This window comes from Methanosarcina subterranea, assembly GCF_055385895.1.
This window is the reverse complement of record NZ_AP042426.1, coordinates 3459101-3478014: the sequence shown is the minus strand read 5'-3', so window position 1 is coordinate 3478014 and position 18914 is coordinate 3459101. Positions and strand designations below refer to the sequence as shown.

The 18914-nt window shown below is 42.2% G+C and carries 17 protein-coding genes and 4 tRNA genes; 16 read left to right on the top strand and 5 right to left on the bottom strand.

The genetic code is table 11. The annotated features are described in order from the left end of the window. Positions 1–109: 109 nt before the first annotated feature. The 13 genes from ACZ5A8_RS15085 to ygiD all read left to right on the top strand — a co-directional run bounded on the left by ACZ5A8_RS15085 (position 110) and on the right by ygiD (position 10193). Positions 110–1141, top strand: a complete 1032-nt coding sequence (locus tag ACZ5A8_RS15085; RefSeq protein WP_464530045.1) for a GNAT family N-acetyltransferase — start codon at positions 110–112, stop codon at positions 1139–1141. 126 nt (positions 1142–1267) lie between these two features. Next, the gene (locus ACZ5A8_RS15080; protein ID WP_464530043.1) at positions 1268–1594 is read left to right on the top strand and encodes a NifB/NifX family molybdenum-iron cluster-binding protein; all 327 of its coding nucleotides are present in this window, start codon (positions 1268–1270) and stop codon (positions 1592–1594) included. Positions 1595–1811: 217 nt separating this feature from the next. Beyond that, positions 1812–1882, top strand: a tRNA-Cys gene (locus ACZ5A8_RS15075). Positions 1883–2068: 186 nt separating this feature from the next. Next, complete coding sequence (locus tag ACZ5A8_RS15070) at positions 2069–2500, top strand: hypothetical protein (protein ID WP_464530042.1); 432 nt, start codon at positions 2069–2071, stop codon at positions 2498–2500. Between the two features lie 311 nt (positions 2501–2811). Next, a tRNA-Cys gene (locus tag ACZ5A8_RS15065) sits at positions 2812–2882 on the top strand. A 461-nt stretch (positions 2883–3343) separates the two neighbouring features. Beyond that, positions 3344–3414 (top strand) — tRNA-Cys (locus ACZ5A8_RS15060). A gap of 252 nt (positions 3415–3666) precedes the next feature. Next, a tRNA-Cys gene (locus tag ACZ5A8_RS15055) sits at positions 3667–3738 on the top strand. 13 nt (positions 3739–3751) lie between these two features. Further along, positions 3752–5116, top strand: coding sequence for an O-phospho-L-seryl-tRNA:Cys-tRNA synthase (gene pscS, locus ACZ5A8_RS15050; RefSeq protein ID WP_464530040.1), 1365 nt, complete (start codon positions 3752–3754; stop codon positions 5114–5116). Between the two features lie 57 nt (positions 5117–5173). Further along, positions 5174–6469 carry an O-acetylhomoserine aminocarboxypropyltransferase/cysteine synthase family protein gene (locus tag ACZ5A8_RS15045; protein WP_464530039.1) on the top strand — a complete coding sequence of 432 codons (1296 nt, stop codon included), beginning with the start codon at positions 5174–5176 and terminating at the stop codon, positions 6467–6469. Between the two features lie 115 nt (positions 6470–6584). After that, positions 6585–7481, top strand: a complete 897-nt coding sequence (gene pdxS / locus ACZ5A8_RS15040) for a pyridoxal 5'-phosphate synthase lyase subunit PdxS (protein WP_464530038.1) — start codon at positions 6585–6587, stop codon at positions 7479–7481. A gap of 46 nt (positions 7482–7527) precedes the next feature. Then, entirely contained in the window at positions 7528–8376 is an 849-nt protein-coding gene (locus ACZ5A8_RS15035) for a methanogenesis marker 8 protein (RefSeq protein ID WP_464530036.1), read from the top strand. A gap of 226 nt (positions 8377–8602) precedes the next feature. After that, positions 8603–9304: a CDGSH iron-sulfur domain-containing protein gene (locus ACZ5A8_RS15030; protein WP_464530035.1), complete on the top strand. Its 702-nt coding sequence runs from the start codon at positions 8603–8605 to the stop codon at positions 9302–9304. 109 nt (positions 9305–9413) lie between these two features. Next, positions 9414–10193 (top strand): 4,5-DOPA-extradiol-dioxygenase, encoded by a 780-nt coding sequence (gene ygiD / locus ACZ5A8_RS15025; RefSeq protein ID WP_464530033.1) that lies wholly within the window; start codon positions 9414–9416, stop codon positions 10191–10193. 549 nt (positions 10194–10742) lie between these two features. Here ygiD and ACZ5A8_RS15020 read toward each other — a convergent pair. Further along, positions 10743–12011, bottom strand: coding sequence for a nitrogenase component 1 (locus ACZ5A8_RS15020; RefSeq protein ID WP_464530032.1), 1269 nt, complete (start codon positions 12009–12011; stop codon positions 10743–10745). A gap of 1 nt (position 12012) precedes the next feature. Further along, the gene (locus ACZ5A8_RS15015; RefSeq protein ID WP_464530031.1) at positions 12013–13485 is read right to left on the bottom strand and encodes a nitrogenase component 1; all 1473 of its coding nucleotides are present in this window, start codon (positions 13483–13485) and stop codon (positions 12013–12015) included. A gap of 630 nt (positions 13486–14115) precedes the next feature. Between ACZ5A8_RS15015 and ACZ5A8_RS15010 the strand changes: the two genes are divergently transcribed. Together ACZ5A8_RS15010 and ACZ5A8_RS15005 are read left to right on the top strand one after the other, a co-directional pair. Beyond that, positions 14116–14448, top strand: coding sequence for a hypothetical protein (locus tag ACZ5A8_RS15010; RefSeq protein ID WP_464530029.1), 333 nt, complete (start codon positions 14116–14118; stop codon positions 14446–14448). Positions 14449–14785: 337 nt separating this feature from the next. Then, on the top strand, positions 14786–15277 hold the full coding sequence (locus ACZ5A8_RS15005; protein ID WP_464530028.1) for a hypothetical protein: 492 nt from the start codon (positions 14786–14788) through the stop codon (positions 15275–15277). Between the two features lie 22 nt (positions 15278–15299). Here ACZ5A8_RS15005 and ACZ5A8_RS15000 read toward each other — a convergent pair whose 3' ends face one another. After that, positions 15300–15698 carry a threonyl-tRNA synthetase editing domain-containing protein gene (locus ACZ5A8_RS15000; RefSeq protein WP_464530027.1) on the bottom strand — a complete coding sequence of 133 codons (399 nt, stop codon included), beginning with the start codon at positions 15696–15698 and terminating at the stop codon, positions 15300–15302. 13 nt (positions 15699–15711) lie between these two features. Here ACZ5A8_RS15000 and ACZ5A8_RS14995 point away from each other — a divergent pair, with 13 nt between their 5' ends. Continuing rightward, entirely contained in the window at positions 15712–15990 is a 279-nt protein-coding gene (locus tag ACZ5A8_RS14995; RefSeq protein ID WP_464530025.1) for a hypothetical protein, read from the top strand. On the opposite strand, the gene ACZ5A8_RS14990 is transcribed toward ACZ5A8_RS14995, so the two are convergent. After that, on the bottom strand, positions 15962–17311 hold the full coding sequence (locus ACZ5A8_RS14990; RefSeq protein WP_464530024.1) for a nitrogenase component 1: 1350 nt from the start codon (positions 17309–17311) through the stop codon (positions 15962–15964). The two genes, ACZ5A8_RS14995 and ACZ5A8_RS14990, sit on opposite strands and share 29 nt — an antisense overlap. Positions 17312–17335: 24 nt before the next feature. After that, a complete protein-coding gene (locus tag ACZ5A8_RS14985) occupies positions 17336–18880 on the bottom strand; it encodes a nitrogenase component 1 (RefSeq protein WP_464530023.1) in 1545 nt (514 codons plus the stop codon). Between the last annotated feature and the right edge of the window lie 34 nt (positions 18881–18914).

Below are 18914 nucleotides of genomic sequence, written 5' to 3'. Positions count from 1 at the left end.
TTTCACGCTAAGTCTTACGCAGCTGAGTTCAAAACAGGTACATCTCACTGTGTAAGTACCGTATTCGTTGCAGATAAAGAACAATCACCTATTTTATGCTGGGCTTGAAATGAATGAAATTGAAGTTAGAGAATTAGCGCCATCCGAATTCAGAGAATGGGATACGCTTGTAGAAAGGAACCAGCCAGGTACGCCTTTCCACACAAGCGACTGGCTGCAGATCTACAGGGATGTCCTTTTAAGAGATGTCAGGATTTATGGTTGTTTCAGAAATGATGAGCTTGTGGGAGGATGCCCCGTTTTTGTTAAGAACCTCAAAGGAATTCTCAAAGTGGCATCTTCGATATCCAGTATGACTGACTACTGCGGGCCTCTTATAAATGAAAGTTCAAGCTCTAAAACAAGCAGACGAGTTCAGGAAAACCACGAAATTCTTAACTCCCTTAGAGAATTCCTCTGCTCGCAGGGCTTTGACAGTATTCACCTAAAATTCTCTCCAGGATTTGAGGATATCAGACCATTTACATGGAATGGGTGGGATTCAAAGGTTCACTATACCCATTACCTGGATCTTAAAGAAGACGTGAATGACAATATTTCAAGGACGGTCCGGAGAGATCTTAAATCCGCAACCGGAGCAGGACTCGAGACAAGAAAATGGAGCAATCCTGAAACATATTATGGGCTGCTTTCCAAAGTATACGAGAGACAGAACCTGAAAATACCATTACCCAGGAAGTTTTTCGAAAAGGTATTCGAGCTGTTCAGGAAAAAGGACATTGGTTATATGTTTGTTTCCGAAACTCCTGAAGGAGAAACAGTTGCAGCACATCTGACTCTTTACGGAAAGAATAGCACAATTGGCTGGTCCTCTGCCCGGGATCCGGCTTTTAGCCTGAGAGGAACAAATGCCCTTCTCTATTACAATGAATTTCTTGACCTTCAGTCCAGAAATTTTGAATACATGAATGTAATGGCAGGAAATATTCCAAGGTTTGCAGAGTTTATCATGGCTTTTTCCCCCAAACTGGTACCCTACTATAGCGTAACTCTGGAGAATAAAAAGTATTCAAGCTTGAAGGCTTTATATAAAATAGCGACTAATGCAAAAATTGGGATTGTCCCCTCTAATTTTTACTAATCTCTCATTTCTTTTCCAGCTATCTTACTGATGCATATAAACCAACAAATTAATAAAAAAACAAGTCTTTGCTAAATATTTAATAAGGACTAAATGGAAATTAATAAGGACAAATGGAGATTAAAGATGAAAGTCGCTGTTGTTTCAAGTGACGGTAAGGTTGTCAATCAGCATTTTGGAAAAGCATCTCGTTTCTATATATTTGAGGTTGATGGTGAAAATATACAATTCCTGGAAGTACGGGAGACTATACCTGTGTGCGGCTCGGCGGATGAGGGGCATGCAGATGATGTCCTGGGCAGGGCAATTTCTTTGATCTCTGACTGTAAGGTTTTGCTTTGCTCCAGAATTGGCAGCAGGCCGCAGGAAGAATTAAGAAAAAAAGGCATCAAGGCGATAGAAGCTCCATACTTTATTGATGAAGCTTTAAAGAATATATCTGCCAGTGAATAATTGGGATTCGGCAGTTCCGAATCCTCTTAGTTCCTGTTCTGATTTTGAATTCATGTTGAAGTGGCAGAAAATGCTCAAATATTTTTTGTAAGCAGGCAATTTCTATCCTTAATCGCCGGGTACAGATAATTTTCAGGTACTTTTTGCCTTAAGAAATATATTAAAATATTAAAGGTGAGTATGATCTGTTGCAGGTTCACGATTGTGAATTGGTAGTGCCAGGGTGGCGGAAAGGCTACGCAGTGGACTGCAGACCCATTCATCCCGGTTCGAGTCCGGGTCCTGGCTTGGAGGATTCCATGTATTCAGAGGACAGATAACACTTTGAGTGTTTTTGTCTCTGCATCCGGAAGTCCTCTTAAACCTTAAAGAAACAGGAGTTTAGCAGAACAGACAAAAAAACAGGTGAAAATGAGAATTTAAAGAAGGCAAAAATATGAATTTAAAAAGGTCAAAGTATGAAAGGAGACATCGTTGACGGATCAAAGGACTATATCCTCGATCTGGGAAGCCCTCGATGACGGGCTTACAGTCGAAATAATATGGGAGGCTCTTAATCTAATCGAACTGTATTTCACTTTGCGTATAACTGGACATGTACTTCTTGCAGTGGAGTACATGCTTGATAAAGCTAGAACTCACCCTCAGGAACCGATTGAACGGGAATTTGTTCAACTCAAGAAAGTAACAGGTGATTTCTTTGAAAAAGGAAAATCCCGGCTATGGAAAGTATTCGATATGGATCGCATTTCAGGAACAGGGGTCAATATGTGCGGACAGCTAACAATGGATTCTAAAAGGGATACAGGGTCATATGGGAACTTCATTATGGTGTCTGGTCGCACATCACCCCTTCCTCTGATTCCGCATCTAACTGAAGCCTCAAAATCATCCTACTGTTGTTGATTGAGCTCATTTGTAAAGCTCTAACCTCCTTTTCTTTTTTATTGCAGAATAAATAACTGCCAGCAGGTAATTTTGAGGAAAAAACTTCTCTTTTTAAAGGTGAATATATTTCAGTGGCTGGATATTCATGGTGGCAGTATAGTCCTGCTTCACAGCAAATCATACTGAGAATCTATTAACAGTATATGTGCATTTGAACCTCCTAATATCAATCAGCAGAAATATTTGAATCTCTTTTTGCCTTAAAACATAAATTTAAATATTAATACTGTATAGTAAGATCTTGGCAGTTCACGATTGTGAATGATTGTGCCAGGGTGGCGGAAAGGCTACGCAATGGACTGCAGATCCATTAATCCCGGTTCGATTCCGGGCTCTGGCTTAAAAGTTTCCTTTACACACAAAGAAAACTTTTAGGTATGAAAACTTCAGGGTCTAATTGTTAAAAATGACACATTTTGGACACAATGCCAAAATCTAGTGATGAACGTAAAATTAAAAATCACTAGTACTGCGATTCCGAAGTCGGTTCATAAAACTTGATTTTTGAATAGATCCGAAGATCACGAATTTTTCCATTAAATAAGGAATTTATTTTGGAATCGATGCACTAGATTTTGATAATAGCTATAATCCTTTGAATGTGGCCGATTGATTGATGCCGGAGATCCCGAATATTGAGTTTGATTGAAGACTGAATTCTTCTTGGAAATTCTAGACTTCAATCAAAAAATGAAAAGATCACTAGATTTTGGAACTGAGTCACATTTTGCCTTAAAAAATAGTTTTAAATACCAAAAATGAGTATGATCTGTTGCCAATTCACAATTGTGATTAGTTAGTGCCAGGGTGGCGGAAAGGCTACGCAATGGACTGCAGATCCATTAATCCTGGTTCGATTCCAGGCTCTGGCTTAAAAGTTTTCATTACACACCAAGAAAACTTTTAGATGTATCGAAACACAAGTCGTAGACGAACAGACAACATTACATAACCCGCTTTCTGCAGAGGCTAACGAAAAACACCGTTCTTCTCAATACAGCTTCTCAGGCAGATTCTGAAACCTAACTCGCCAGAATGGCTGTATCGGGCAAATAGGAATAGACCCACAATTGTGAATATCTGCGGTATGCGGGCACAAAAACAGCAATTCTAATTCTATGAATGCTGAGATGGCGGAATGGCTACGCGGTGGACTGCAAATCCATTACATCCCGGTTCGATTCCGGGTTTCAGCTTAGAGGTAATCTCATGGATATAAGAACACAAAAAACATTTGAGGCACTTTTTGCCCTTGAGGATGTTCGGGAGACCCTCCGACAAACCCTTCCAAATATCACAACCCCTGAAGAAGAACATTCCATTAAAGAAGGAGTGAACAAAGTCCGAAAAATTCTGGACGATATAGAAAACAGTACCGGAACCCCGGAAGTCCGGAAAATAGCTGATAATATTGATATCCGGTCAAGAGAAGAAACACACATTAATATACAGCCGATCCAGGCAGCTGGAAGGCTTACACCGGAAGCACGAAAAGCCCTCATAGCATATGGGGACGGCTACTCTACCTGTGATGCCTGCCGCAAACCTTTCAGGCTGGACAAAATCACCAACCCGCCTATTGCCCCGTTTCATGAACAGCTAGCCAGCTTTGTTAACATGGACGTAGCTCGCGTAGTGCCCGGTGCAAGGCGTGGTTTTCAGGCAGTGGCATCTACCCTGGTAAACAAAGGGGATTCTGTCCTGGTTTCGGCCCTGGCTCACTATACCGAGTTTCTCGCTGTCGAAGAAGCAGGCGGAATAGTAAGGGAAGTGCCCTTAAACGAGAAAAAGATCGTAACGGCAGATGCTACAGCTGAGAAGATTGAAGCCGTCAAGCAGGAAACAGGCAAACTGCCAGTACTGGTGATGATTGACCATTTCGACTATCAATATGCCAATGAACATGATGTAAAAGGCATTGCAAAAGTTGCACACCAGTATGATATTCCCCTCCTGTATAACGGCGCATATACCGTGGGGGTCAGGCCAGTAGATGGAAAGGATATCGGTGCGGATTTTGTCGTGGGTTCGGGCCACAAAAGCATGGCATCACCTGCACCGTCAGGAGTGCTGGCAACAACTGAAGAGTGGGCTCCGAAGATATTCCGTACAACCCAGATGACTGGAGACCTCACCAAACGAAAATTTGGTGTAAAAGAAGTAGAGATGCTCGGCTGCACACTTATGGGATCGACGCTGCTGGGTATGATGGCTTCTTTCCCTGCTGTAAGGGAGAGAGTAAAGAACTGGGAAGATGAGCTGAAAAAGTCGAACTATCTGATTGATGGTTTACTTGCTATCGAAGGCAGCAAAGTTGTTTCAGAGTACCCGAGAAAACACACCCTTTCAAAAGTTGATACCACTAGCAACTTCGATGTAATAGCGCAGAACCATAAGCGCAGAGGTTTCTTCCTTTCAGACGAACTCTCAGGCAAGGGCATTGTAGGAGAATTTGCAGGAGCTACACGCATCTGGAAACTGAACACATATGGGCTTTCCTGGGAGAAAGTTCGCTATGTAGTGGATACATTTCAGGATATCGCGAATAAATACGAGCTTCAGGTAAAAAAGTAATTTCAAACAAAAAGAAACTTCAGATTAAAAAATTCAGATAAAAAGGGGACTATTCTAATGGCCACAAATAACTATAAACTGGGAACACTTGCCCTTCATGCTGGACAGAGTCCTGATCCAGCCACAGGATCACGTACAGTACCAATATACCAGACAACGTCATATGTTTTCCGGGACACAGACCACGCAGCTAATCTTTTTGGTCTCAAAGAGCTTGGCAATATCTATACCCGTATAATGAATCCTACCACTGATGTGTTCGAACAGCGCATAGCTGCCATTGAAGGCGGGACCGGAGCCCTTGGAGTTGCATCCGGTTCGGCAGCAATAACCTATGCCCTGTTGGCGATTACCCGTGTAGGGGATGAAATCGTATCCGGCAATAACCTCTATGGTGGGACCTATGAGCTTTTCAATTATACTTTTCCCAAATTTGGAAGGAAAGTTATGTTCGTAGATTCGACTGATCTGGAGGCATACCGCCAGGCTATCACGGATAAAACCCGGGCTGTTTATATCGAGTCAGTAGGGAATCCGAAACTTGATGTTCCGGATTTTGAGGCGATTGCAAAGATTGCCCACGAAGCAGGAGTCCCGCTTGTTGTGGATAATACAAGTGCTGTCGGGCTTGTCCGTCCCATTGACTACGGAGCTGATATAGTTGTGCATTCTGCAACCAAGTTCATAGGAGGGCACGGAAATTCAATTGGCGGCTCGATAGTCGATTCAGGAAAGTTCGCATGGAACAACGGCAAGTTTCCGGAACTAACGGATCCTGATCCAAGTTACCACGGCCTGAAATACTGGGATACTTTTTCAAATTTCCCGGGACTTGGAAATGTAGCCCTCGTTTTTAAAATAAGGCTTCAACTCCTCAGGGACACAGGTGCTGCTATCTCACCTTTCAATTCATTCCTGCTGCTTCAGGGACTTGAGACTCTGCACCTGAGAATAGAGAGGCACTCTGAAAACGCCTTTAAGGTGGCAAAATACCTGTCAAAACATCCCAAGGTTTCATGGGTTAATTATCCCGGTTTGCCGGACCATCCAAGCCATGAGCTTGCAACCAGATACCTCAAAGGCGGTTATGGTGCACTGCTGGGTTTTGGCGTGAAAGGCGGTGCAGAAGCAGGAAAACAGTTTATTAACTCTTTGAAGCTCTTTTCCCATGTTGCTAATATTGGTGATTCAAAGAGCCTTGTCATCCATCCGGCGACCACAACCCACCAGCAGCTGACCCCAGAGGAACAGGAAGCAACAGGCGTCAAGCCGGATTACATACGCCTATCCGTGGGCATTGAGGATATAGAGGATATAATCTCAGACCTTAAGCAGGCTCTTGAGAATGTGTAACCTGCACAGATTTCAGAACAGAAAAATCGAAAGAAGAAACCTTTTTTTATTTTTTGATGAGATATTGCTCATCGCAAATTCGTTTTAATTTTTTCAAACAAAGAGGATGACATTCATGGAATTTGAAAAATTGAGACATGGGACCGAACTTATCAAGCGAGGCTTTGCACGTATGCAAAAGGGAGGTGTGATCATGGACGTGACTACTCCCGAACAGGCCAGGATCGCAGAAGAAGCCGGAGCAGTTGCTGTTATGGCTCTTCAGGCTGTCCCTGCAGATATCAGAAAGGCAGGCGGGGTTGCCCGTATGGCGGATCCCGAAATAGTACAGCAGATCATTGATACGGTTACTATCCCTGTTATGGCAAAAGCAAGGATCGGGCACTTTGTCGAAGCCGAAATTCTTGAGGCACTCGGCGTTGATATGGTAGACGAATCCGAAGTCCTTACTCCTGCCGATCCCTTCTATCACATAGACAAAACACAGTTTACCGTGCCTTTTGTCTGCGGAGCAAGGAACCTTGGAGAAGCCCTCCGCAGGATCAATGAAGGCGCAGCCATGATCCGGACAAAAGGAGAAGCCGGTACAGGCGACGTCAGCCAGGCAGTAAAGCATATGAAGCAGATTCAGGGCGAAATCCGCGCCCTTGCAGGCAAGACCAAAGAAGAACTTATAATGGTCGCAAGGGAAATAGAAGCCCCGATCGAACTTGTAGTTGAAACCTCTAAAATGCAGCGCCTGCCTGTGGTGAACTTTGCAGCCGGTGGAGTTGCAACCCCTGCTGATGCAGCTCTTATGATGCGTCTTGGAGCTGACGGGGTCTTCGTAGGTTCAGGCATTTTCAAAGCCGAAAACCCGGAAAAGATGGCAAAAGCAATTGTTGAAGCAGTAAATAACTACGACAACCCTGCAAAACTTGCCGAGATCTCAAAAGGCGTGGGTGCAGGGATGAAAGGCATCAGTGCAGATATGATTCCTGCGCAGGAAGCCCTTCAGGAACGCGGCTGGTAAGATCTACCAGGTAATTTTGAGTCTTCTTTAAGTTTAGAGGTATAACATGCCACATATAATGGAATTAATGGGGAAAACAAGAGTAGTAGTAAAGGATGGGAAGGTTGTCGAAGTTGGAGAACCTGAAGTCCAGTGGTGTCCTATATTTGCCAAGGTGCGCGGAATACAGAAGATAACTCCGGAAGAAGTCAAGAAAAACATGGAGTTCAGAATCAGTGATTTTGGAATATTTACTGATAAACGCCGGCTGGAACTCGAGGATTTTGTAGGGTTTGGAGCTACCGAAGTTATGATGACCGGGCTTCGCAGGGGGCTGCTTGACACAACAGTGACCGCCTGTGACGGTGCAGGAACTGTCATAACCAGCAACCCTGCCCTTGTCCAGGGTATGGGAGGCAGGATGTCCGGGCTCGTTGAAACCGAACCAATTGAAGGCATAATAAAAGGGATTACCGAACGTGGGGGAATTGTGCTTGACTCCTTAACTGCAAAACTTGATTCTGTTGCAGGCGTGAAAGAGGCAGCCGAACTCGGGTACAAAAGAATCGCAGTTACCGTTCCTTTCGCTGAAACAGCAAAAGACTTGAGGAAGCTTGAAGCTGAACTGGGACTTGATCTGATAGTAATTGGCGTGCATGTAACAGGTATCAGCCGGGAAGAAGCTCAGACACTTCTGGAAAATGTCGATATCACAACCAGCTGCGCTTCAAAGTTTATGAGAGATCTTGCAGAACCTCTCGCTCAGGTAGGGACTGCAGTTCCGCTTTTCGCCCTTACCCAGAAAGGAAAAGAACTTGTGGCCGAAAGGGCAAAAGAGGTCGAAAGCCCTATCCTGATCAATACCATGCCCCTGCCGGAGCTGCCTGAAAACAAACAGCCCAGAGAACTGAAATAATATAAAACTAAAGTGCTTTAGAGCTTTATTTCTCTTAGCTCTGGTTTTACTTATGGCACTGCTTCTTCTTTTTTGCGTGACAAGCTGCTCTCCGTTGTCGAGCGTGACAATACAGAAAAACGAGTGGTAAACCTCATAATGCATTTTCACATATATATTATGTCAGTAGTTATTGAAAATCATAACACAGGAATTTTTCTTAATTTAAAAGGGGATATAATTAACCATGGCAAATGAAATTGAAGAAAAACCAAAAATTCCGGAAAACTCCATGAAGATTACTGTGAGCAGGAATGGCCCATATATCGTGACAGGTAGAGTTCCACTTATTGTTTCAGAGATTTGCAATGATGAAGAAGGCTACTGCAGAGACTGGCGGGAAATCAAAAGATACCCTTTGAAGGAACGGTATACTCTATGCCGTTGCGGTCATTCAGAACACAAACCTTTCTGTGACGGGACACACACAAAGATTCACTTTGACGGAACAGAAGCAGGAGACAATGAATCCTTTAGCGAAGGTGCGGATGTTATCCCTGGCCCTGTGCTAACTCTGACCGATAATAAACACCTCTGTGTCCACGCTGGATTCTGTGTACGGGCAGGAGGAACATGGAACCTTGTCCAACAATCCGATAATCCTGAGGCAAGGGATACAGCCATTGAAGAAACTTGCAACTGCCCTTCCGGGAGACTGGTGATCATCGACAACGCTACTGGAAAGGCAATTGAGCCTGAATTTGAGAAGTCAATTGTTATTGTTGAGTCTCCCCCGCGCCACGAACAAGGCCCTCTCTGGGTACGCGGCGGCATTCCTATAGAATCCGCAGATGGCAAACTGTACGAAATTCGGAACCGTGTAACTCTTTGCAGGTGCGGAAAATCGGAGAACAAGCCTTTCTGTGACGGTAGCCATATTGAGAGATAAGAATCAATTCAGAGATAAGAATCAATTCAGAGATAAGGATGAATAATGAGAAAAATGGGAATGATGAATGCGAGCTTAAGCCCTTGCTATTAAATATTGAGGTTAAGAAATGCCCGAAATTATGCCAGTTATTTTCCTGGGACACGGCAATCCCATGAATGCGCTACAGGATAATGATTATACTAAAGCGTGGGCTCGCATAGGAGCCGAGATCCCGCGGCCTGAAGCTATCCTGTCTATTTCTGCTCACTGGTACATCCCGCAAACTTCCGTAACTGCGATGCCTGCACCCAGAACAATCCATGATTTTGCCGGATTTCCAGAGGATCTTTATCAGGTTACCTACCCTGCTCCCGGAGACCCGATCCTTGCAAACCGTATCCTGGCCTTACTTTCTCCGAATTTAGTAAGCCTTGATAATCAATGGGGACTGGATCATGGAACCTGGTCAGTTCTCTGCCATATCTATCCTGATGCTGATATTCCTGTCGTGCAACTCAGCATTGATTGGACAAAACCTCCAGAGTTTCATTATAAGATTGGCAAAATGCTTGCGTCTTTGCGAGAGGAGGGTATTCTCATTATCGGGAGTGGTAACCTGGTGCATAATTTGCACGCTTACAGCTGGAGCCAGCGCCCTGTTGAGCCCTTTGACTGGGCTGTTCGGTTTGAAAAAATAGTGAAAGAATCGCTTCTGGATGCAAACGATGATCCTCTCATCAACTATATGGCCCTCGGAAAGGATGCAGTTCTTTCCATTCCTACTCCGGATCATTATTTACCTTTACTCTATGTTGCAGGTTGCCGAAAGGGGGATGAGAAGGTCAGTTTTCCAGTTAAAGGATTTGATGGCGGTTCGGTTTCAATGCTTTCGGTCCAATTTGGCTGAGAAAAATAACTGTTTATTTGTATCTAACTATTTTATTAAGACCTGAATTTGAGCCAGCAGATTTTGTTGCAAAGCAAAAAAAGGTCACAGAATCCGGATCATTTACAATAAATGAAAATTATTCACTTCATCGGATTTAATCGGATTTGACTGAAATTAATAATTAGCTTTGAGCTTTTATCTTAAATTACTATAAACCTGCTTTCGGCAGGTCGACATAAAAATCCATTCAATTTTTCTATTGAGATCGTTTTTTTCAGAACTTTTAAAATTCAATTTAAATCAAAAATTACTAAATGTTAACCATAACATCATTAATATATATTTCCAACAAATGAGAGAAATGACAAATCGGATTTGATGTATAGTCCTTATGATACTGATTTTTTATTAAGCCTTCAAAAAATAACAATCAAGGATATTTAGATGTTAGGATGTGCTTGCTGCCGAATGTAGGATAAATTCAAAAACATTCCAGTTTTAAAAAAATAAATAAAATAAGTGAATTTGATAATAGATTTTATTTTGAGTACCAATTATTACTCAGTTTTAAAGTGGAGCTACAAATTCACTTAAGGCGTCTTCTATAAGGCTTATTGCGCCTCTGTATCCAGCATACCCCCTATCAATCACGATTCTATCCGTAAAAGGAAAAGATATACTTAGTTTTGTTGCGCCAAGCTTTGCTGCAAGATCTTTATCAAGCGAACTACCAAATATGAAATTCGGGGCTTCTTTTTCAATAGCTTCCCAGATTTTTCCGGAATCCGATTCAAATATGACTTCTGGGGACAGATTATTCTTGAAACTGAGTTCTTTTTTAATATAATCTATATAATCTTCCGGCACATCGTCCGTTATAAGGGCAAGTGAAGGAATCCATCCGAACTCATTTACAAGAAACTTATTGAGAGCTATTGCATAATTTGAGTCCGTAATAGTTGCAAATCGGAGCTGTACATCAAAATCCACGATAAAATCTGCAACTTTATCAATAGATTTGTAGGTTTTTTCCTCTTCCTTTGCCGTGAAATCGCTAATATCTATTTTTAATGCAGCACCAACCTTTTCCAGGAACAAATTTGTTTCAGTAACTCCTATAGGAAGCGGATTAGCAATATAAGGAGTCCCAAATCGATCCTTCAGTTTTTCAGCTGCTTTGATACCTGTCCAGGGAGATAAAACAATATTTAGAGCAGCAGACGACAAATCTTCAATTTTCTTTCCATTAAAGAGCGTATTAACCTCCAGACCAATGCCATTTAGTATCCGTTCTACCTCGGCAAGGTTTCCTTCCCAGAACACATCCTGAGAAGGCACTATTCCAAATATATTGACAAGCTTTTCTTCTCTGGGCTTTTCTTCCACTAGCTGATCTATGAATGCGTCCAGCAGAATTTCATAACCCACATAGCTTGAACCCTTGAAACCTGCAGTCTGAGCGTAGATAATTGACTTATTTCTAAATTCACGTAATACAGAGTTTACATCATCCCCAATAAGTTCCGCAGTACAACCGGTAAGTACCACATACTTATCTCCTTCAATAAGCTCGATTGTTTTCTCAATTTGCTCTTTTAGCCGTTTTTCTCCTCCAAACACAACCTCTTTTTCATAGGTGTTTGTACTTGGGACGCTCACTCCCCCAATCCACCCGGATCCTCTAAAACCTCCGGAAAAGCTCTGTCCGTAAAATAACTGAACACCGCATCCCGGTCCGGCATGAATAATCGGAACAAGGCCTTCTATAGCTGTAATAGTGCTTAAAGCACCTCCAAGAGCACATGAAAACCGTGGTGCTTCAATAATATTGCTCATTTTAATTCTCCTCTTTCTGGTACTTGAATGGATTTTCATTTAACCAGCTTTCACGATAAATCGGCTTTGAATGTTCGGCAAGCTTTTTACTAAATGAGGGATTGTTGAGCAAGTTAAGAATTCTACTTCCGAACGATATTACGCCATTATAACCAGCAAAGATGACTGATAAATTGTAAATCATAGCTGTAGGGAATCCCTGCTTTGCAGCCCAGATTGATTCCCCAACGTGACCGAAATAGAAATCAGGCTGTTCTTTATTTAGTATATTTGTTTGCTCAAACGGCTGTACATTTGCAATATTGATACAGAAGTTTCCACATCTCTTCTCTAAATCTGCAAAACTTTCGAAGATTACTTCGTCATAGTGATATGCGGTGACTCCCACAATATCCATCCCAAGATCTGCAAGAAGGTTTGGAATTCCTACTGCCCTTGATTGTCCTGCACTTACGAATGCTCTTTTTCCCGCAAGCTTTTCTTTAAGTTCTTCGATCTCTGGCTCTACTCTTTCTCTTTCCGCTTTTATGACCGTTTCCACTTCATCTTCTTTCCCAAGTAATTTCCCTATCTCTCTAAGCCACCGATCTGTATTATCAAGGCCAACTGGCATTATTTTTTGAGTATAAGGTACCTGGAAGCGTTCTTCTAATGATTTTGCAAAGTACTCGCTGAACGTTGGGCACATACTTGTAGTGAGAGCTGCTTCTGATGACTTTCCAATAACTTCCGTAGTGGTGAAGTTCGGGATGAAATTTGCTTTAAGTTTTAATTTGGCCAGAAGTCGTTCGATTTCAACTTCATCAAGTCTTCCGACTGTAAGCGGATTTATCACATTGATTAAATCATTCCTTCTCTTTTTAGGCTTCTTGACAAGATGATTCAAAGCTCCCTGGAATGACCCATCGTATCCGGACGCCCATACCTTTGATTTAAATCCGTCACAGTATACGGGGATTACTGTTGCAGATACCTCTCCCTGAACTCGTTTTATTATAGCGTCAATGTCCTCCCCGATGATCCCTGAAACACATGAAGAGAATACAAAAATAGCATTCGGATTGTGTCTTTTATCTACCTCCAAGATTGCTTCCTTAAGTTTGTCCTCTCCTCCATGAATGGCTTCTACATGGGCAAGGTTTGTAGAAATCCATTTTACATTTAATGGGGTTTCTCCCCTCAGAATTTGTCCGAAGCGGCTGAATATATTAATGAAAGGCAGTGAGCTGGTACATCCTACAGGCGCATGAGTAATTACAACTGCATCTTTTATGGTTGCCAGTGTGAATATTGCGAGCCATTCCTGACAGAAAGTTGTCTGGGAGAATGCCCGGTCTTTTGCCTTCAAACACTTCCGTGTTGTTAAATTCACAAGTTCACTGGCAGTTCCACCATAGGTGATTGTGGTGTTCAACCGATCATCTCTCACAGGAACTGTGCTTTTGTAAATACTTTTGTAGATACTTTTTGCCATTTGAGTCACTCCTTTACATTTTATTGTAAAAATTGAGATATATCACTGAGATTGCACAATAAATAGCCAGTATTCAGATATTTAGAGCCGATAACTATCAAAAAATATTCTTTACTTGTAGCTGCCTTGAGATTCAGGGAAGAGTAATGGTTGGGCAGATTAGTTCAGTAATGACAGAAAGAAAAAAAGGAGGATGGTGGAGACGAGTTAAATCAACAACAATAGCTGGAGGATAAAGATTCTATTGCATTCAAAACATGAAGATTAGCTGATTTGCGAGACTTTAACTCTTTTATGTTCATACTTTTACCTGCTATTTCACATCTTTATCTATTTTAAAATCCTCTGTAGTTTGACAATTACAATAACACTTGTAAATATTTAAACCCACATTTTACGGCAAAATGTGCCTGCTTTTCTCTGTTTAAATACCTTGGAGACATTTTTTATCCCATAATTTAAGATACCACTTATTCCAAAAAAAATTGTATTTTTATCTCTGAAACGTTTTTTTGGTGTAAAGTGCTGGCAATGATGCTGAGTAGTCTCATAAATACCAGTAGCTATATTTGGCAACGCCCCGATCGAACAGATATTATTATTTAGTAGATTAACCGTGGAGCAAATACAATGGAAGAAGTATATAACAAAACATTCGATACAGATTCGGAGATTCATCCGGAGGCAGGAATACGCTCTGGATGCAGCATAGAAAAAATCAGAGGCAAAAGAAAAAGTCCTTTGCTTGCCGCTTTATTATCTCTCATAATTCCGGGACTCGGCCATGTCTATGCAGGTGATCTACTTAGAGGATTTGCATTACTTGCGGGGCTGGGGATTAGCTTATGTTTGATGGCTCTCATTATTGGATTTCTCACATTTCCCGCTATCTGGATATTTGCAGTAATAGACGCATACAAAATGGTAAAAAAACAGAATGATAAAATCGAGTCGTACCCATAAGATTTTGATTTCAATTCATGAGTGCACTATAAATTTGATAAAACAGTAGATTTTCCATTTATGAGGTGCACTACACCATAAATGGTGTCAATAATACTGGGTGGTTCAGGTGAACGACGAAATTTTTGAACAAATCCACAAAAGTTTAACTGTGGAACAAATAATGACCCCAAAAGAGGAATTTTATTTCCATCCTCAAGATTCAAAATTTCATAAAGAAATAACTATCTTTCCCATTAAAAATGAAGATGGCTCAATCCTTAGATATTACGATAGTAAGGGTTCAAGAGAGTACTATATACTGCCAAATAAGATGGTTTCAAAAAACCTGGATATAATGTCTTTAATCAAAATGCTGGACAAAAACTCCTTTTTCTTTGTAACCCATGCTGAGATTGTAGGGATAGTTACTGTTGCAGACTTAAGGAAAGGGGCTGTGAGGATGTTCTTCTATCTACTGCTCTACAGGCTGGAGAACCAGATGAAGATATTTTTCAAGGAAAGAATGTCCGAAGACGAATTTATAGAACTTGCAAAACCTAAATGCAGATCACAAAATAAGATGTACGAACTCTCTGTTTTTGAAGAATGCAGCTTTTACGATTACCTTGTAGCCCTGAAAAATTATGATGTTTTTAAGAAAAAACACAGTTTGTCAATAAGAGATGTTGAGCAGTTCGGAGGACTTGATAAATTCAGAAACTGGATCATGCACCCTTCAAGGGAAGAAGTCAGAGTAAAGATAGACTCAGACCTGGAGTATAACCGTTATCTGTTCAAGCAACTCGATAGAATTCAAAAGCTCGAAATATTATTGCAGGAATCCTGACAATTTTTGTCTCATTTTAGAGTTATATTGATTTCCATACCTTTGCCAGCGACTCTCCCTTCACGTGGATTTTAAACTCGAATAGATATCCAAATGGTGTCATCGAAGTTTCAAATCCCTTTGCATTTAGCCTGTCCCTGATTGTTCTAATTGCATCTTCAGCAAATTCAATACTCGACTTACTCTCAGACAGGTGTCCGAAAGAATGGAGGACCACCTTATTTCTGCCTGTTTTTTTGGCCAGCCAACTGATATTATTTACAGCTTTTTTAACAACCCTGTCTTTCTGATCCTCATCTTCTTTCTCAACGTTAATAAAAATGACAAGAGAATCAGTTGTGGATTTTTCAACGTCATATGTTTCAGCAGAGTCCACGGTTTTGCTGAACGTTTTATACCAGAACTCATCAGTATCGAACATCAATAGTTTCATCTTGATCACAAAGAAGTACTCGCTTTTCCAATATCTCAGGCTCTGGGAAGACAGGCTCAATAGACATATAAATCCATTAGGGCCTGCCTTGTGGGCTTATCATTGTTCGTACCCGAGCATATTATTGCCATCTTTAAAAAAGGAGTGTGAGAATCTTAATTCGAAAATGAGTGGAAAAAGGAAGCTAGATCCACTCATAGAGAAATTACTCATGGAGGTAATATTCATAGAGGCAGTATTTACAGCAATAATCACAGAGGCCCTGCATATTTACTCATAATGTCTTCCAGTAAAGTAAGCCCTCCGCTGAATCCTGCGTAACTGTGCTCAAGCACAACGCGGTCGTATGACGGGAATGAAACCGTCAGATGTATGGCATTGAATTCAGGGCCGGCGATATTACTTTCGAGAGAACTCGCAAGCAGGAATAAGAAATTCCTATCTTTCAAATTTTGCCGAATCCTGTATGCGTCAACTTCGTAAATTATCTCGGGCCACGCAGGAGTTTCAAGGCCAGTTGTCAGCTCCTCATTTATTAATTCACGGGCCTCCGCAGGTGGATTATCCGTTATCTGGACAATGTCAGGCAGATATCCCACCTCATTTGCAAGGTATTTTGTGATGCTTACAGCCGAATTACTATCGGCAACAACCGCAAGATACGGATGTGGTCTGACGATCAAAAGTATGTCGCCAATATATTCTGCAAATCTGTACGCTCGCCTTTCATCTCTGGCAATCAGATCTTCAATAATGTCAGATGGAACATCTAGCCTTTCTCCTATAATTCTCAGAAACTCTGAGGTTTGCTTTGGTCCTACAGGGACTCCGGGGAAAGAAATATAGGGGGTGTCGAATTTTTCCTCCAGTTTCTTTGCCGTTTTATGCCCGATCCAACTTGAGAGGACAATATTATATTCGGCAGCCGGAATTTTTTTCAGGTTCTCAAGAGCATCAAACTCTCCTACGATCAGATTTGCCTTCAAGCCTATTTTTTCAAGAAGCGTTTTTATCTCTCTCGCTTCCCCCTTCCAGAATATATGCTGGGAAGGGACTATACCGAATACATTTACCAGTCCTTTTTCTTTCGGAATCTTTTCGAGGAGCTGGTCGATTACAGCATCAAAGAAGTACTCGTAGCCATCATATGATGTTCCTGCAAACCCTGAGGTATTCACATGTATGATCGGAACGTCAGGGTTCTTTTCTTTATACCTCCTGATAACCGATCCAACATCATCTCCTATAAGTGAGGGAACACAGCCGGAAATGACTGCAAACAGCTCTCCATTTACAAGTTCTACCGTTGTCTCGATAAGATTTGCAAGTTTTTTCTCGCCGCCGAAAATAACATGCTCTTCAACTAAAGAGGAACAGGGAGTGCTTGTCCCTCCGTAAGGGCCTCCGGCGTTCTGGCCTCCTCCGTAAAATTGGCCGAAGAGCTGTCCAATTCCACATCCTGCCCCTGAATGAAGTATAGGAACAACTCCAAATATGCCTACTGCGGTTGAATATGCTCCTCCGAGTGCACAGGAGTAGCGAGGTGCTTCGATAGCACCTAATATGTGATTATTTGACTCTAAAGATTCACTTATTACCATAATTACACCTGATTCATTCCTTATTCAGTCCTCTGCTTGAAGATAATACAATGAGTTAGGCTGTTTGTACCACCAGTCTTTGTATGTGCTCTGTGTTTTTTCTTTCATTGTTCTCTGATACGAATGGCTTTTCAATGACTGCAAAAGGAAGTTTCCAAATGCAATCGCTCCCGTATAGCCGCTCTGGGCACTCCATGGATGTGGATCAGACCTCAAGGCATGTACCCTGGTCACACCTTTATCACGCTTAAATGCACCTCCCTGGAACGGGCAGGTCATTGCGATGTCTGGATCCCGCTGATTTGTTATGTGCGTCTGTTCTGCAGCCTGGAATGTATTTACCAGGATGTCAAAGTCTCCCATCTGAGTGAGCAATTTTTCAAGGTCCTTGAGGATGAGGTTGTCAAAGTCCTGGCACATTGCAGCTGAAGATTTAAGACCAAGTTCTTCAAAGTACGGGACCTGAGCCAGCAGTCTTCCCTGCCCGAGTGCGCCCAGCACTTCTATTTTCTCTCCATTGCCTTTGAAATTTTCAAATTCGTGTCTGATCGCTTTCAGTTTTGGAAGCCACTTTTCGTGTTCTTCTTTGATCAGGGCTTCTACTTCCTTTTCTTTTCCTGTATGTCTTGCAATTTCCCTGAGCCATTCATCTGTATGGGCAACTCCCATCGGAGATGGGTAAAGGAAATAAGGAATTCCGTATTCCTGTTCAAGCCCGCGGGCGAGATAGTCGGTATAGGTCGGGCACAATGGTGCTGTAACCGCAGCTTCGGAAAGCTGTTCAAACTGCTCTACAGATGCAAATTCAGGGACGAAATTGACCCTGAGACCTACCTTTCCAAGCAGGCGCTTTATTTCCAGCCTGTCCTGCCATGTGTAGGACAGCATGCTTGCTACGTTTACCAGATCTTTCTGCTTCTTTTCCGGCTTTTTGACAAGGTATTTCAGGACTGCGTGCCAGAAGGCATCGTAGCCTGTCTGGACAAGCTTTGAGCGTGAGCCTTCACAATGGATGGGGACTATTGTTGCTTTTACCTGCGGCTGGAATTTTGCAACAACGCCTTCTATGTCCTCTCCGATTATTCCTGAGGTACAGGATGTAAGTATGAAGATTGCTTTCGGATTGTACCGCTTTTCAGCCTCGAGTATTGCTGCGCCCAACTTTTCGCCTGCACCGTAAACCACATCTTTTTCCCCGATGTTTGTCGTAATCCAGTGAAGATCGTAATTGGCAGGGCGGCCAAGTTCAACAGGCACATGCCTGTAGAGTTCACGGTATCCAAGAGCTGAAGATGAGCAACCTACAGGTGCATGGTATATAGCTACAGCATCACGGACTGTTCCGATCCTTACTGAAAGGTAGAAGTTCAGAACACAACCACTGGACTGCTGGAAATTCCTCTCTCTCTGCCTCAGGCAGCCTGAACGGGCTTCTTTTGCAAGGTCGCTTGCTTTTCCATACCAGACATTTATGCCGTTTGCCCTCTGTTCTCTGTTGGGACATGTGGCCCGTGATAGGTCGATTCTTTCCTCGATAAGTTCATTTTCAGTAAGTTCTGTTCCTGACATTAATATTACTCCGCAGGAGACCTTTTTTTCTTAA